Genomic DNA, 15017 nt, shown 5'->3' with positions numbered 1-15017 from the left:
GCCCTACTCCGCCGGTTCGACGCCCGCGCGCAGCAGGCCGTAGGTGTACGCGTCCTCCAGCGCCTGCCAGGACGCCGCGATCACGTTGGTGCCCACGCCGACCGTGGACCACTCGCGGTGTCCGTCGGTCGTGGCGATCAGCACCCGGGTCGTGGAGTCCGTGCCGTGCTTGCCCTCCAGGATGCGGACCTTGTAGTCGGTCAGCTCGAACTTGGCGAGCTGCGGGTAGAAGCGCTCCAGCGCCCCGCGCAGCGCCCGGTCGAGCGCGTTGACCGGGCCGTTGCCCTCGGCGGTGGAGACGATGCGCTCGCCCTTGGCCCACAGCTTCACCGTGGCCTCGTTGGCGTGCGTGCCGTCGGGGCGGTCCTCGACGATCGCGCGCCAGGACTCGGTACGGAAGTACTTGCGCGCCCGGCCCTCGACCTCGGCCCGCAGCAGCAGCTCGAAGGACGCGTCGGCGGCCTCGAAGGTGTAGCCCGCCAGCTCGCGCTCCTTGACCCGCTCGACCACCCGCGAGATCAGCGCCCGGTCCCCGCCGAGGTCGACCCCCAGCTCCTTGCCCTTCAGCTCGATCGAGGCGCGCCCGGCCATGTCGGAGACCAGCATCCGCATGGTGTTGCCGACGCGCTCGGGGTCGATGTGCTGATAGAGGTCCGGGTCCACCTTGATCGCCGAGGCGTGCAGGCCGGCCTTGTGCGCGAAGGCCGAGACGCCGACGTACGGCTGGTGCGTCGAGGGGGTGAGGTTCACGACCTCGGCGATGGCGTGGGAGATCCGGGTCATCTCGGCCAGCGCGCCGGCGGGCAGCACCGTGCGGCCGTACTTGATCTCCAGCGCGGCCACGACGGGGAAGAGGTTGGCGTTGCCGACGCGCTCGCCGTAGCCGTTGGCCGTGCACTGCACGTGGGTGGCGCCCGCGTCCACGGCGGCCAGGGTGTTGGCGACCGCGCAGCCCGTGTCGTCCTGCGCGTGGATCCCCAGGCGCGCGCCCGTGTCGGCGAGGACGGTGGCGACGACGGCGCTCACCTGGGCGGGCAGCATGCCGCCGTTGGTGTCGCAGAGGATGACCACGTCGGCCCCGGCCTCGTGGGCGGTGCGCACGACCGCCTTGGCGTAGGCGGGGTTGGCGCGGTAGCCGTCGAAGAAGTGCTCGCAGTCCACGAACACCCGCCGGCCCTGCTCGCGCAGGTGGGAGACGGTGTCGCGGACCATGGCGAGGTTCTCGTCCAGGGTGGTGCGCAGCGCCAGCTCGACGTGCCGGTCGTGGGACTTGGCCACCAGGGTGACGACCGGGGCGCCGGACTCCAGCAGGGCGCGGACCTGCGGGTCCGTCGCCGCCGAGCCGCCCGCGCGCCGGGTCGCGCCGAAGGCGACCAGCTGGGCGTTCCGGAAGTCGATCTCGGTGCGGGCGCGGGCGAAGAACTCGGTGTCGCGCGGGTTGGCGCCGGGCCAGCCGCCCTCGATGAAGCCCACGCCGAAGTCGTCCAGGTGCCGGGCGATCGTCAGCTTGTCCGCGACGGTGAGGTTGATGCCCTCGCGCTGCGCGCCGTCGCGCAGGGTGGTGTCGAAGACATGGAAGCCGTCGTCGAGGGGCGCGCTCGCCGCTGTCGCCTCTGTCGTCGTCATGCTGATCTGACTCCTGTCGGATGAGTGGCTCCGGATGTCCGGGATCCACTTGCCCCCATCATCGCGCGCGGTCCGCGCCCGGCGGGAATGGTGCCGGGAAACGAAAAAACCCCTCGCGGGTGCGAGAGGTCTGCGCGCGGGTCTGGGGCACGATGCCGCTGCCGCGAAGTTCTTCCACGGGGTCAGCGGTCACGGCGGACCGGCGCGCTGCTGCCGGTAATCATGGGCTGAGCAAGCACGCCCGCAGTCTGCCACACGTCCCGCCCCGCGAGCGGGCCGTCTCAGGATGCGGTCGGCGGCCGCGCCGGGGCCGGGGACAGGAGCGTCTCGGCGAGGACCTCTCCGACGTGCGCCAGGATGCCGGCCCGCTCGGTGCCGGGCAGGCCGACGGCCAGCTGAATGCTGAAACCGTCCAGCAGCGCCCGCAGCCGGGCCCCGAACCGGTCCGGGTCCACCGGCCGGAACTCCCCGCGCGAGATCCCCTCGGCGAGCAGGGCCACCAGGTCGCGGTGCCAGGCGCCCTCGATGGCCGCCTGGCGCTCGCGCTCCTCGGGGCCGGCGTTCTGCGAGCGGTTCCAGACCTCCATCCACAGGGTCCAGTGCGGGTCCCGGGCCCCGTCGGGCACGTACAGGTCGACGTACGCCTGGAGCCGGCCGCGGACCGGGCCGCGGCGCGAGAGCAGGGCGCGCCGCTCGTCACCGAGGGCGGCCTCGCTCCACTCCAGGGTCTGCAGGAGGAGTTCGTCCTTGCTGCGGAAGTAGTAGAGGAGGTGCCCGCTGCTCATGCCGACCTGGCGGCCCAGGCCCGCCATGGTCAGGCCCTCCAGACCGCGCTCGGCGATCGTGGCCATGGCGGCGACGAGTACGTCCTCGCGCGGCGGCGCGTTCTTCCGCGCGCGTACCCCACCGGCCGCCATGGCACTCCTTGTCGTCCGCCGCAGGTCACACCTTCGGCTGCTGCTGGGTGATGCAGTGGATTCCGCCGCCCCCGGCGAAAATCGTACGCGCGTCTACCAGCCGTACGGTCCGCTCGGGGAACAGTCCGCGGAAGATCTCGGCGGCCTCCTCGTCGCGCGGGTCGTCGAAGGAGCACAGCACCACGCCGCCGTTGCAGAGGTAGTGGTTGATGTAGGAGTAGTCGACCCACTCGCCGTCCTCCTCCAGGACGGTCGGCGCGGGGACCTCGACGACCTCCAGCCGGCGGCCCCGGGCGTCGGTCTGGGCGCGCAGCAGGGCCGCGATCAGCTTGCAGCGCTCGTGGTCGGGGTGCGCCGGGTCGGGCTGGGTGTGCACGAGCACCACGCCGGGGCGGGCGAAGGCCGCGACGATGTCCACGTGGCCCTGGGTGCCGTAGGTGCCGTAGTCCCCGGCCAGGCCGTAGGGCAGCCAGATCGCCTTGGTGGTGCCCAGGTGCGCGTGGACCTCCCGCTCGACCTGCTCCCGGGTCCAGCCGGGGTTGCGGCCCGCGCCGAGCTGCACGGTGTCGGTGAGCAGGACCGTACCCTCCCCGTCGACGTGGATCGCGCCGCCCTCGTTGACCAGGGGCGTGCTGTACGTCCGGGTGCCGGCCAGGTCGGAGACGTGGCGCGCGATCTTCGAGTCGTGCTCCCAGCGGGCCCATTCCTGGGCGCCCCAGCCGTTGAACGTCCAGTCCACGGCGGCCAGTTCGCCCGCCTCGCTGGTGACGAAGGTCGGGCCGATGTCCCGCATCCAGGCGTCGTCCAGCTCCCGCTCCACCAGCTCGATGTCGTCACCGACGACCGCGCGGGCGCTGTCGGCGTCACCGGGGGCGACGACCAGGGTCACCGGTTCGAAGCCGCGCACGGCGCGGGCGACGGCGCCCCAGGCCGCCCGGGCTTCGGTCAGCTCCTCCTCGGTGGTGAAGGTCGGGTTCGGGCTGGGCCAGGCCATCCAGGTGCGCTCGTGGGGAGCCCACTCGGGGGGCATGCGGAATCCGTCGGCGGCGGGGCTGGCGGGGGTGACGGTCATGGAGGGGTCCTTCCGGGCTGCGGGGCGGGGCGAACGTCGCGGGGCAGGGCAGGGCGGGGCGGGGCGGGGCGGCGGAGCGTGGGCGGATCAGAGGAAGTAGAGCCGGTTCAGCGCGACGGAGTCGGCCGCTTCGGAGCGCAGCGGGTCGCCGTCGAGGCTGACGAGCCCGCTGCGCGCGTCCACGTCGACCGCGCCCACCCGGGAGTTGAGGAGGAGGTCGCGGGGGCCGATGCCGCGGGTGCCGCGGACGGCGACCCGGCGCCTGCGGGTGGGCATCGCGTCACTGCCGAGGGCTGCGGCGGCGGCCGAGACGAAGGCCACGGAGATGTCGGCGGCGGTGGCTCCGTACGCACCGAACTGCGGTCCCAGCACCAGGGGTTCGCAGGTGTCGGTGGCCGCGTTGGGGTCTCCGGTGACCCCGTAGGCGGGGAAGCCGGACTTCAGGACGAGCTGCGGCTTCGCGCCGAAGAACTGCGGCCGCCACAGCACGATGTCGGCGAGCTTGCCGACCTCGATGGAGCCGATCTCGTGGGCCAGGCCGTGGGCGATGGCCGGGTTGATGGTGAGCTTGGCCATGTAGCGCAGGACGCGGGCGTTGTCGTCGCCCTCGCCGTCGCCTTCGAGCGGGCCCAGTTCGCCCTTCATCTTCGCGGCCATGGCGAAGGTGCGGCGGATGGTCTCGCCCGCGCGGCCCATGCCCTGGGCGTCGGAGGAGGTGATGCCGATGGCGCCCAGGTCGTGCAGGACGTCCTCGGCGCCCATGGTGCCCGCCCGGATGCGGTCGCGGGCCATGGCCGCGTCCCCGGGGAGGTCGGGCTTGAGGTCGTGGACGGAGACGATCATGCCGTAGTGCTCGGCGACCGCGTCCCGGCCGAAGGGCAGAGTCGGGTTGGTCGAGGAGCCGATGACGTTCGGGACGCCCGCCATCTTCAGCACGTTGGGAACGTGCCCGCCTCCGCAGCCCTCGATGTGGAAGGCGTGGATGGTGCGCCCGTCCAGGACCCGCAGGGTGTCCTCGACGGAGAGGCACTCGTTGAGGCCGTCGCTGTGCAGGGCGACCTGGACGTCGTGCTCCTCGGCGACCCGCAGGGCGGTGTCCAGGGCGCGGGTGTGCGCGCCCATGTCCTCGTGGACCTTGAAGCCGGACGCGCCGCCCTCGGCGAGGGCCTCGATCAGGGGGGCGTCGTCGGAGGAGGAGCCGCGGGCGAGGAAGCCGATGTTGACGGGCCAGGCGTCGAAGGCGTTGAAGGCGTGCTTCAGCGCCCACGGGGAGTTGACGCCGACGCCCCAGACCGGGCCGAACTCCTGGCCGATGATCGTGGTGACGCCCGCTGCGAGCGAAGCCTCCATGATCCGCGGGGAGAGCAGGTGGACGTGGGTGTCCACGGCTCCGGCGGTGGCGATCATGCCCTCGCCGGAGACGATCGAGGTGCCGGTGCCGACCACGACGTCCACGCCGTCGAGGGTGTCCGGGTTCCCGGCGCGGCCGATCGCGTGGATGCGGCCTTCGCGGATGCCGATGGAGACCTTGCGGATGCCGAGGACGGCGTCGATGGCCAGGACGTTGCTGATCACGACGTCGCAGGTCTCGCGGACCGCGGCCGCCTTCAGGTGCAGCCCGTCGCGGGCGGTCTTGCCGAAGCCGGCCAGGAACTCGTCGCCCGGCTTCTGGGAGTCGTGCTCGACCCGCACGGTGAGGCCGCTGTCGCCCAGGCGCACGCGGTCGCCGGCGCGGGGGCCGAAGACGGAGGCGTACTCGTGCGGGTCGATGTGGCGGCTGCCGGGGGCGCAGTGGTCGCTGTGCCGGGTCTGCTTGCTCACGCCTGCTCTCCGTCCGTGGGGTCGGTGGTCTCGCTGCCGAGGTAGCCGCAGGCGGCCGCGCGGCGCAGGGCCTCGGCCTTGGCGCCCGGGGCGTCGAGCGGGCCGTCGACCAGTCCGGCGAAGCCGATGGCGATCCGTGCGCCGCCGATCGGGACCAGGGCGACCTCGGCCTCGCCGCCGGGGTCGAAGCGGACCGAGGAGCCGGCCGGGACGCACAGCCGCATGCCGTAGGCGGCGGCGCGGTCGAAGTCCAGGCGCGGATTCGCCTCGAAGAAGTGGAAGTGGGAGGTGACGCTGACCGGCACGGTGGCGGTGTTGCGCACGTGCAGGTGCAGGGCGGGCTCCGGCTGGGGGGCGCCGGGTCCGGGGACGACCGCCCCCGGGGCGTGATCGCCCAGGCCGACGGCGCCGCGGATCGGGGACGCGACCACCGCGAGGCGGGAGCCGTCGTCGAAGACGGCCTCCACGTGCACCTCGGTGACCACGTCGCTGACGCCGGGCAGCACGTCGTCGGGGCCCAGCACGGAGGCGGCCTCCTCGATGGCCTCGGCCAGTCGCTTGCCGTCGCGCGCGGCCTCGCAGACCGTGTCCGCGATGAGCGCGGTGGCCTCCGGGACGTTGAGCCTGAGGCCGCGGGCCCGCCGGGCCCTGGCCAGTTCCGCGGCGCTGCGGAGCAGCAGCCGGTCGCGCTCCGTAGGGGTCAGCCGCACGCCGATCCACCACCTTTTGCGTCGATGAGTTAGAGCATCACTCTAACTCTTCATTTCGCCGCACTGAAGCATTGACCTGGGAGCAGGGCTTAGGTCACATTGAATGTCGCTCAAACAAACCGCATCGCCACCCCCCGCCCTGCCAAGGGAGCTCCCCCATGCCCATCGAACAGCGCGGAGTCGACACCATCCCGGAGGAGGAGCGAACGAGCGGTCCCCGTGACCTGATCTCGATCCTCCTCGGATCCAATCTCTGCCTCGGTGTGATCGTCTTCGGCTGGCTGCCCCCGTCCTTCGGACTGGGTCTGTGGCCGTCGCTCACCGCCATCGTGACCGGCACCGTCGTCGGAATCGCCGTCACCGCGCCGCTGGCCCTGGTCTCCCTGCGGACGGCGACCAACCTGTCCACCTCCAGCGGCGCCCAGTTCGGCGTCCGGGGCCGGCTCGTCGGCTCGGTGGTGGGCCTGCTGCTCTCGCTCGGCTACACCGCCCTGACGCTGTGGATCGGCGGTGACGTGATGGTGGGCGCCCTGTCCCGGCTCACCGGACTGCCCGACACCGGCGTCTCGCGGGCCGCGATGTACGGCGTGCTCGCCGCGTGTACCGTCGTCGGGGCCGTCTTCGGCTACCGGCTCCTGCTGCGCATGAGCAAGATCCTGTCCATCGGCATGGTGGTCCTGCTCGCGATCGGCCTCTTCGCGTACGCCCCCGACTTCACCACCTCCGCCGCGGAGACCTCGTACCTCCTCGGCGGCTTCTGGCCGACCTGGCTGCTGGCCGCCGTCGCCGCCGGGCTCAGCGGTCCCGTCGCCTTCATCACGCTCCTCGGCGACTACACCCGCTACATCTCGCCCCACAGGCACAGCTCCCCCAAGGTCCTCTGGGCCACCGGTTTCGGCCTGCTGATCGGCCTGCTGATCCCGCAGCTGTTCGGCACCTACACCGCGCTCGCCGCCAAGGCCGGGGCCGATGACTACGCCGGGCCGCTCGTCGCCGCGTCGCCCTTCTGGTACCTGGTCCCGCTGCTCGCCGCCGCCGCGGCCGGCTCGGTGGGCAACGCCGGGCTGATGCTGTACTCCATGGGCCTGGACCTCGACGCGATCGTCCCCCGGGCGACCCGCACCAAGGCCACCGTGATCGCCGCCGCCGTCGCCACCGTCTTCGTCTTCGTCGGCTCCTTCGAGTGGAACGTGCAGTCCGCGATGACCTCCTTCGTCCTCGTCCTGACCGCGCTCGGCACCCCGTGGGCCGTGATCACCCTCATCGGCTTCGTCCGCTGCCGCGGGCACTACGACGCCGACGCGCTCCAGGTCTTCAACCGCCGCGCGGTGGGCGGGATCTACTGGTACCGCGCCGGATGGAACCCGGCCGCGACCGCCTCCTGGGTGATCGGCGCGGGGGTCGGGCTGCTCGCCGTGAGCACGCCCTTCTACGAGGGCCCGCTGCTCGCGCTGACCGGCGGCGTCGACTGCTCCTTCATCTTCTCCGGCCTCGCCGGAGGCCTCGTCTACACGGCCCTGACCCTGCGCACGGGGCCCGCGCACGCCCCGGTCACCGCCCCGGCGTCCGCCTCCACCTCCGCCTCCGCCGAGGAGCCGGCCACCGTCTGAGCACCCCCGTACGTACGACGGCCCGCGACCTCCCCCTCGGGAGGCGCGGGCCGTCGTCGCGTACGGGAAGGGCTAGGGCGTGTTTTAAAAGTCCCGCCTGGCCTGCGACGCCTGGCACCGCACCTCGCCGCGTTGTCGGGGCGCCCAAGTACTCCAGTACACGGGCGCCCCTCCGCCTTGCGATGCACGGCACCAGACGCCGCAGGCGCGCCCTCCGGGCGCCCCGGCGCTACTTTTAAAACACGCCCTAGCCGAGCGGGTGCATCCAGCCGTGGGTGTCGGCGGCGCGGCCGGTCTGGAGGTCCAGGAGCGCCGAGCGGAGCTTCATGGTGACCTCGCCGGGCTCGCCGTTGCCCTGGGTCCAGTCGGCGCGCGCGGACTTGACCGAGCCGACGGGGGTGATGACGGCGGCGGTACCGCAGGCGAAGACCTCGGTGAGGGTGCCGTTCGCGTTGTCGCGCTGCCAGTCCTCGGTGGTGATGCGGCCCTCTTCGGCGGTGTAGCCGAGGTCGCGGGCGATGGTGAGGAGGGAGTCGCGGGTGATGCCCGGAAGGAGCGAACCGGTCAGCTCCGGGGTGACGATGCGCTGCGTTCCGTCCTCCTGCCCGTACACGAAGTACAGGTTCATGCCGCCCATTTCCTCGATCCAGCGGTGCTCGACCGCGTCGAGCCAGACCACCTGGTCGCAGCCGTGCGCGGCCGCCTGGGCCTGGGCGACGAGGGAGGCCGCGTAGTTGCCGCCGGTCTTGGCGTCGCCGGTGCCGCCCTTGACGGCGCGGACGTACTCCTCGGAGAGCCAGACGGAGACCGGCTTGACGCCGCCGGGGAAGTACGCGCCCGCCGGGGAGGCGATGACGATGAAGAGGAACTCGTTCGCCGGGCGGACGCCGAGGCCGACCTCGCTCGCGAACATGAACGGGCGCAGGTACAGGGAGGCTTCGCCGGAGTCCGGCACCCAGGCGCGGTCCTGCTTGATGAGCGCGTCGCACGCCTCGATGAACAGCTCGGTCGGCAGTTCCGGCATCGCCATGCGGCGGGCGGAGCGCTGGAAGCGCTCGGCGTTGGCCTGCGGGCGGAAGGTGGAGACGGTGCCGTCGGGCTGGCGGTAGGCCTTGAGGCCCTCGAAGATCGTCTGCGCGTAGTGCAGCGTCATGTTGGCCGGGTCCATCGACAGCGGGGCGTAGGGGACCAGCTCGGCGTCGTGCCAGCCGCGGCCCTCGGTCCACTTGATCGTCACCATGTGATCGGTGAAGTGGCGGCCGAAGCCGGGGCTGGCCAGGATCGCCTCGCGCTCCGCGTCGGACAGGGGGGTCGAGGAGGGCTTCAGCTCGATCGTGGGCGTCGTCATGAGTGCTTGTCCTTCACCGGTTCGTAGGGCGGACCGCGCTCACGGCGTACTAGGACGTCCGAGCTTCCCCGTATTCCGCGGCCTCGCGTTCGATTATCGCGCGCGGGCAGGCTTCGGTGAAACGGGGTGTTTGCGGCCCAGGGGAGATGGTGGCACCCGGGGCCGCACAGGAAAAGCCGCCGGGTGCGGTGTGCCACCCGGCGGCTTCCTGGAAGTGGAGCTGCCGGGTCAGCCGGCTACTCGTGCGGCGAGAGCGTCGCCGATCGCATCCGTGCTGCGGAACGTGCCGTCGCGCTCGGCCAGGTCGGCCGAGACCGCGTCCTCGATGCGGGCGGCCTGGGTCTCGTAGCCCAGGTGGCGCAGCAGGAGGGCGACGGAGAGGATCGTCGCGGTCGGGTCGGCCTTGCCGGTGCCCGCGATGTCCGGGGCCGAGCCGTGGACCGGCTCGAACATGGACGGGAAGGCGCCGGTCGGGTTGATGTTCCCGGAGGCGGCCAGGCCGATCCCGCCGGTGACGGCGGCGGCCAGGTCGGTGAGGATGTCACCGAAGAGGTTGTCCGTGACGATGACGTCGAAGCGCTCGGGCTGGGTGACGAAGAAGATCGTCGCGGCGTCGACGTGCAGGTAGTCGGTGGTGACCTCGGGGTACTCCTTGCCGACCGTGTCGAAGATGTTCTTCCACAGGTGGCCGGCGAAGACGAGGACGTTGTTCTTGTGGACCAGCGTCAGCTTCTTGCGGGGGCGGGCGTTGGCGCGCTCGTAGGCGTCGCGCACCACGCGCTCCACGCCGTACGCCGTGTTGACGCTGACCTCAGTGGCCACCTCGGCGGGCGTGCCGGTGCGCAGCGAACCGCCGTTGCCCGTGTAGGGGCCCTCGGTGCCCTCGCGGACGACGACGAAGTCGATGTCCGGACGGCCCGCCAGCGGGGTCGCGGTGTTGGGGAACAGCTTCGACGGCCGCAGGTTGATGAAGTGGTCGAAGGCGAAGCGGAGCTTCAGCAGCAGCCCGCGTTCCAGGACGCCCGACGGGACCGACGGGTCGCCGATGGCGCCGAGGAGGATCGCGTCGTGCTGCTTGAGGGCCGCGAGGTCCGCGTCCGGGAGGGTCTCCCCGGTGCGGTGCCAGCGCTGGGCGCCGAGGTCGTATTCCTTGGTCTCCAGCTTCACATCCTGGGGCAGGACCGCGGTAAGGACCTTGAGGCCCTGAGCCACGACTTCCTGGCCGATGCCATCACCGGGGATCACTGCGAGATTGATGCTGGTCGCCATGTCGGAACCGTACTCCCTGTCCCAGCCCTCGACATGTCCCGTCCAGCATGCGGACGGGACGTGTCGTGAGCAGCGGTCGGGCCCCGGGTCAGTGACCGGTCGAGCCGCCGTTGTCACGGCGGTCGAGGGCGCGCTGGAGCGCGGCGGCGGCGTTCTTGCGGTCGGCGTCGGCGGGGCGGGAGGCGTGGCGGACGCGGCGGACGGCAGAGGTCTGGGACATGGTGATCGACTCCTTGAGAAGAGAGGGGGTCTCCAAGGCGCCGGAAGGGGCGGGGAACGGTGCGCCACAGGGGTTGCCTGTCTGGGGGCGCACGCTCTCGACCGCATTCGCTGGATCAGCGAGACGTTCGGCTCCTACCAAGCTAGGCCAGCCCGCCCTGTATGTCTCGGCGATTACTCGGACTTCCTACTATCTGAGACGGCGGGGCCCGCCGTGGAGCACAACGGGACCGGCCCGGGCTCTCCCCCGCCCGTCCGCTTCAGCCCTTCTGCGCCCGGAGTTCCCTGATCAGGGCCCTGACGGCGAGGGTGGACGCCGCTTCCGGCGTGGTGACGTACCCCACGCGCCGCACCGGCCGCCGCGGGCCGAGAGCGGTGATCTCCACCGCGTCCGTGGCCTCCCGGAGCGACAGCTCGGGCAGGATCGCCATCCCCAGCCCGCGGCCGACCATGGTGAGCACCATCGCGTCGTCCTCGGCCTTGACCGTGGCGCCGGGGATCCAGTCCTGGGCGCGCCACCAGTCGCGGGTGTGGGAGCCGCAGTTCTCGTCCCAGTCCAGCAGCGGCAGTTCGCGCGGGTTCGGGTGCCCGGCCGGATGCACCAGGGCGTACGCCTCCTCCAGGAGCACCCCGGTCAGCAGGCCGTGCGGCCCGGCCGGCCCGGGCGGTACGTCGCCGGGCCCGCCCAGGGTCGCGATGCCCAGGTCCGCGCGGCCCGCGGCCACCTCGCCCGCGCTGCCGGCGCCCAGTTCGCGCACCACCCGTACCTCGGGCCGGATACCGGGGTGCAGCGCCGTCAGCCGCTCCAGGGCGGGCGGCAGCAGGTGGAGGGCGGCGCTGCGGAAGGCGGCGACGCGCAGCGGTCCGGCGACGGTGTCCCGGCCCGGGTCCCCCGTGGCGCCGCGCACCTCGGCGCCCATCACCTCGTACAGGCGCAGGATCCGGCGGGCGTGGGCGACGGCGCGTTCCCCGGCGGGGGTGGGCCGGGCGCCCGTACGGCCGCGCTCGAAGAGGACGACGCCGAGTTTGGCCTCGCTGCCGCGCACCGAGTGGGAGACGGCGGACTGGGTCAGCCCCAGGGTCTCGGCGGCGGCCGAGAAGCCGCCCGTCCCGGCGACCGCGACGAGCACCCGCAGTTCCCGCGGCAAGAGCTCCACAGGTCTCCCCCTCGTTCCATGAGCCCCGTTCATGGATGGCTCGCGTCCATGAACGCAACCCCCTGCCCGGCCCGGGGATTCCTTCCTAGCCTCCTGATCATGACCTCCCCGACCGCGTACGCCGTCCACCAGATCGCCCGCCCCACCGGCGTCCCGACCGCCGCCGACTTCACCATCGCCTCCTTCCCCGTCCCCTCCCCCGCCCCGGGCACCGCCCTGGTCGAGAACCTGCTGCTCTCCGTGGACCCCTACCACCGCGGGCTGATGGACGGCGGCGAGGACGGCTTCGTCCTGGGCACCCCGCTCGAAGGCCGCTCGGTGGGCCGGGTCGTCGCCTCCCGCGACCCGGGGCTGCGCGAGGGCGACCTGGTCTTCCACCGGGAGGGCTGGCGCACGCACGCGCTCGTCACCCGGGGGGTCGCCGGGACCCGCGTCCTGCCGGGCCACGAGGGCGTCCCGCTGGAGGCCTACCTGAGCATCCTGGGCGGCACCGGCCTGACCGCCTACGCGGCCATGACCCGCACGGCGCGGCTGCGCGCGGGCGAGGACCTCTTCGTCTCGGCCGCCGCGGGCGGGGTCGGCACCGCCACCGGCCACATCGCCCGGCTGCTCGGCGCGCGCCGCGTCATCGGCAGCGCGGGCTCGGCGGCCAAGGTGGCCCACCTGACCGGGACCCTGGGCTTCGACGCGGCCTTCGACCACCACGACGGACCGGTCGGCGAGCAGCTGGCCGCGGCCGCCCCGGACGGCATCGACGTGTACGTGGACAACGTCGGCGGCGACCACCTGGAGGGGGCGATCGAGGCGCTGCGGGAGCACGGCCGGATCGCCTGGGTGGGCGCGATCTCGATGTACAACGGGGACCGCTCGCCCGCCGCGCCGCGCAACCTCTTCGAGGTCGTGCACAAATCGCTGCGCCTGGAAGGGGTATTGGTTCGAAACCACACCAATTTGCAGGACGAGCTGGAGGACTTCCTCGTCCCGCACCTGCGCAGTGGCCGGATCGGTGCCGACACCACGGTTGTCCAGGGATTCGAGCACACCGTGGAGGCCTTCCTGGGCATGCTCCGAGGCGACAACCTGGGCAAGATGCTGGTCCGGGTCGCCGACTGAATCCCTGCCGCGCGAAGTTCACCGAACCCTTACCGCACGGCTGTAGACCTTTGGCGCACGCGCCGCCACTCTTGCGCCTGACGTGCCGACAGGGCACCCGAGTGGGGAGTGGTGGCCAGTGACTCCGATCAGCCGCAGAGGATTCGTGGGTATCGGCGCGGGGCTGGTGGCGGGGGCCGCCCTGCCCCCGCTCACGGCGACGGCGGCCGCGGCCGCCGCCACCGGCACGATCACCGATGTGAAGCACGTGGTGATCCTCATGCAGGAGAACCGCAGCTTCGACCACTACTTCGGCAGGCTGAAGGGGGTCCGGGGCTTCGGTGACCGCGCCGCGGGCAACATCCCGGGCGGCTGGGGCATGTTCAACCAGCCCAACTGGGGCGGCCGCCACTACCCCTGGAAGCTCAGCTCCACCCCGGCCGTCGGCGGGGTCGACGGCGAGACGCTCGCGCAGTGCAACGGCGACCTGCCGCACAGCTGGTCCTCGCAGCACGCGGCCTGGAACAAGGGCCGGATGGACAACTTCGTCACCGGCGTCGGCAACACCCGCACCCTCGGCTACCTCGACCGCGGCGACATCCCCTTCCACTACGCCCTCGCGGACCAGTACACCGTCTGCGACGCCTACTTCTGCTCCACCCTCAGCGCCACCGGCCCCAACCGCACCTTCCTGTGGAGCGGCAAGGTCGAGGCGGGCAGCAAGGACGGCGGCGACGAGTCCGGACTGACCTGGGAGACCTACGCGGAGGCCCTCCAGCGGGCCGGCCTGAGCTGGAAGGTCTACCAGAACGCCCAGGACAACTACGGCGACAACGGCCTGGCCTACTTCAAGAAGTTCACCGACGCCGCCCCCGGCAACCCGCTGTGGGACCGGGGCATGGGATCGGTGCCCAAGGTCACCGGCTCCACCCCCGACGACATCGCGGCCACCATCCGCGCGGACGTGGTCGCGGGCACCCTCCCCCAGGTCTCCTGGGTCGTGGCCAGCGAGGCCTTCTCCGAGCACCCCTACGCCCCGCCCGGCGACGGCGCGCACTTCGTGGACCTGGTCTACCGGGCCCTCGCGGCCGACCCCGAGGTGTTCGACTCCACCGTCCTCTTCCTCAACTACGACGAGAACGACGGCTTCTTCGACCACGTCCCCCCGCCGGTCGCCCCGCCCGGCACGCCCGGCGAGTACATCGACGGCACCCCGATCGGCCTCGGCTTCCGCGTCCCGATGATCGTCATGTCCCCCTGGACGCGCGGCGGCTGGGTCAGCTCCGAAGTCTTCGACCACACCTCGGTCCTCCGGTTCATGGAGACCTGGACCGCGGCCCTCGGCACCCCCGCCACCTGTCCGAACATCAGCGCCTGGCGCCGCAAGGTGACCGGCGACCTCACCGGCGTCTTCGACTTCGCCCACCCCGTGTACGGAGTCCCCGGCGGCCTCCCGTCCACCGCGAAGGTGATCGGGCAGTCGACCTGCGGCCCGCTCTCCAACCCGGTCCCCCAGGACAACGCCCTGCCGGTGCAGGAAGCCGGGACCCGCCCGGCGCGCGCCCTGCCGTACCAGGTGAACGGCAACCTGGACCGCTTCGAGTTCGGCGCCGCGGGCAAGATCCTCGCCTGGTTCTCGATGACCAACCAGGGCGCCCAGGCGAAGAGCGCGGCGCACTTCCAGATCCGCCCGCACCAGTACCGCGACACCGCGTCCTGGGAGTACACCGTCGACCCGGGCGGCTCAGCGAGCGACTACTTCAACATCGGCCTCGGCAGCGGCTCCGGCAAGTACGACCTCTCGATGGTCGGCCCCAACCGCTTCCTGCGCCGCTTCACCGGTGACACCACGAAGGCGGGCAGGTCGATCGAGGTCGCCGCCCGCTACGCGACCGAGCCGGGCACCGGCAAGACCGCCCTCTACTTCAAGCTGACCAACGCCTCCGCGTCGCCGGTCACCTTCACCATCCGCTCCAACGCCTACCGCACGGACGGTCCCTGGACCTACACGGTGGCCGCGAACTCCTCCCGCGAGGACTACTTCAACGTGGTGGCCTACGCCGACGGCTGGTACGACTTCACCGTCCTGGCGGACTCCGACGGCACCTGGTCGCGCCGCTACACGGGCCACATAGAGACGGGCGCCCCGAGCGTCAGCGGCTGAGCCGGCCTCATC

General features: G+C 72.2%; 12 protein-coding genes. 3 read left to right on the top strand and 9 right to left on the bottom strand.

All coding sequences use genetic code 11. The annotated features are described in order from the left end of the window. Positions 1 to 3: 3 nt before the first annotated feature. From cimA to ureA, 5 genes are all read right to left on the bottom strand, one after another. Positions 4 to 1626, bottom strand: coding sequence for a citramalate synthase (cimA, locus tag AC0693_RS27165; RefSeq protein ID WP_469318282.1), 1623 nt, complete (start codon positions 1624 to 1626; stop codon positions 4 to 6). A gap of 281 nt (positions 1627 to 1907) precedes the next feature. Beyond that, on the bottom strand, positions 1908 to 2543 hold the full coding sequence (locus tag AC0693_RS27160) for a TetR/AcrR family transcriptional regulator (protein WP_478803132.1): 636 nt from the start codon (positions 2541 to 2543) through the stop codon (positions 1908 to 1910). Positions 2544 to 2568: 25 nt separating this feature from the next. Beyond that, entirely contained in the window at positions 2569 to 3615 is a 1047-nt protein-coding gene (locus AC0693_RS27155) for an agmatine deiminase family protein (protein WP_478803131.1), read from the bottom strand. 87 nt (positions 3616 to 3702) lie between these two features. Continuing rightward, positions 3703 to 5436, bottom strand: a complete 1734-nt coding sequence (locus AC0693_RS27150; protein WP_478803130.1) for an urease subunit alpha — start codon at positions 5434 to 5436, stop codon at positions 3703 to 3705. Further along, on the bottom strand, positions 5433 to 6146 hold the full coding sequence (gene ureA / locus AC0693_RS27145) for an urease subunit gamma (RefSeq protein ID WP_478803129.1): 714 nt from the start codon (positions 6144 to 6146) through the stop codon (positions 5433 to 5435). Before ureA ends, AC0693_RS27150 begins: the two co-directional genes overlap by 4 nt. 158 nt (positions 6147 to 6304) lie before the next feature. On the opposite strand from ureA, the gene AC0693_RS27140 reads away from it, so the two are divergent. Beyond that, the gene (locus AC0693_RS27140) at positions 6305 to 7756 is read left to right on the top strand and encodes a cytosine permease (RefSeq protein WP_478803128.1); all 1452 of its coding nucleotides are present in this window, start codon (positions 6305 to 6307) and stop codon (positions 7754 to 7756) included. A 247-nt stretch (positions 7757 to 8003) separates the two neighbouring features. Here AC0693_RS27140 and AC0693_RS27135 read toward each other — a convergent pair whose 3' ends face one another. The 4 genes from AC0693_RS27135 to AC0693_RS27120 all read right to left on the bottom strand — a co-directional run bounded on the left by AC0693_RS27135 (position 8004) and on the right by AC0693_RS27120 (position 11782). Then, a complete protein-coding gene (locus AC0693_RS27135; RefSeq protein WP_356412617.1) occupies positions 8004 to 9104 on the bottom strand; it encodes a branched-chain amino acid aminotransferase in 1101 nt (366 codons plus the stop codon). A gap of 228 nt (positions 9105 to 9332) precedes the next feature. Then, on the bottom strand, positions 9333 to 10373 hold the full coding sequence (locus AC0693_RS27130; protein WP_468464476.1) for a 3-isopropylmalate dehydrogenase: 1041 nt from the start codon (positions 10371 to 10373) through the stop codon (positions 9333 to 9335). An 88-nt stretch (positions 10374 to 10461) separates the two neighbouring features. Then, positions 10462 to 10593 (bottom strand): hypothetical protein, encoded by a 132-nt coding sequence (locus AC0693_RS27125; protein ID WP_356412621.1) that lies wholly within the window; start codon positions 10591 to 10593, stop codon positions 10462 to 10464. Between the two features lie 259 nt (positions 10594 to 10852). Then, complete coding sequence (locus AC0693_RS27120) at positions 10853 to 11782, bottom strand: LysR family transcriptional regulator (RefSeq protein WP_478803127.1); 930 nt, start codon at positions 11780 to 11782, stop codon at positions 10853 to 10855. Between the two features lie 66 nt (positions 11783 to 11848). Between AC0693_RS27120 and AC0693_RS27115 the strand changes: the two genes are divergently transcribed. Continuing rightward, positions 11849 to 12862 carry an NADP-dependent oxidoreductase gene (locus AC0693_RS27115; protein ID WP_478803126.1) on the top strand — a complete coding sequence of 338 codons (1014 nt, stop codon included), beginning with the start codon at positions 11849 to 11851 and terminating at the stop codon, positions 12860 to 12862. 118 nt (positions 12863 to 12980) lie between these two features. Further along, on the top strand, positions 12981 to 15005 hold the full coding sequence (locus AC0693_RS27110) for a phosphocholine-specific phospholipase C (RefSeq protein WP_478803125.1): 2025 nt from the start codon (positions 12981 to 12983) through the stop codon (positions 15003 to 15005). The last annotated feature ends 12 nt before the right edge of the window (positions 15006 to 15017 follow it).

The organism is Streptomyces sp. NPDC043876 (genome assembly GCF_056435825.1).
The sequence above is the reverse complement of the archived record's forward strand: the minus strand, read 5'-3'. Positions and strand labels throughout refer to the sequence as shown.

Coding starts and splice junctions, on each gene's coding strand:
- cimA (WP_469318282.1), bottom strand. CDS start 1,626: ATGACGACGACAGAGGCGACAGCGGCGAGCGCGCCCCTCGACGACGGC.
- AC0693_RS27160 (WP_478803132.1), bottom strand. CDS start 2,543: ATGGCGGCCGGTGGGGTACGCGCGCGGAAGAACGCGCCGCCGCGCGAG.
- AC0693_RS27155 (WP_478803131.1), bottom strand. CDS start 3,615: ATGACCGTCACCCCCGCCAGCCCCGCCGCCGACGGATTCCGCATGCCC.
- AC0693_RS27140 (WP_478803128.1), top strand. CDS start 6,305: ATGCCCATCGAACAGCGCGGAGTCGACACCATCCCGGAGGAGGAGCGA.
- AC0693_RS27135 (WP_356412617.1), bottom strand. CDS start 9,104: ATGACGACGCCCACGATCGAGCTGAAGCCCTCCTCGACCCCCCTGTCC.
- AC0693_RS27130 (WP_468464476.1), bottom strand. CDS start 10,373: ATGGCGACCAGCATCAATCTCGCAGTGATCCCCGGTGATGGCATCGGC.
- AC0693_RS27125 (WP_356412621.1), bottom strand. CDS start 10,593: ATGTCCCAGACCTCTGCCGTCCGCCGCGTCCGCCACGCCTCCCGCCCC.
- AC0693_RS27120 (WP_478803127.1), bottom strand. CDS start 11,782: ATGAACGGGGCTCATGGAACGAGGGGGAGACCTGTGGAGCTCTTGCCG.
- AC0693_RS27115 (WP_478803126.1), top strand. CDS start 11,849: ATGACCTCCCCGACCGCGTACGCCGTCCACCAGATCGCCCGCCCCACC.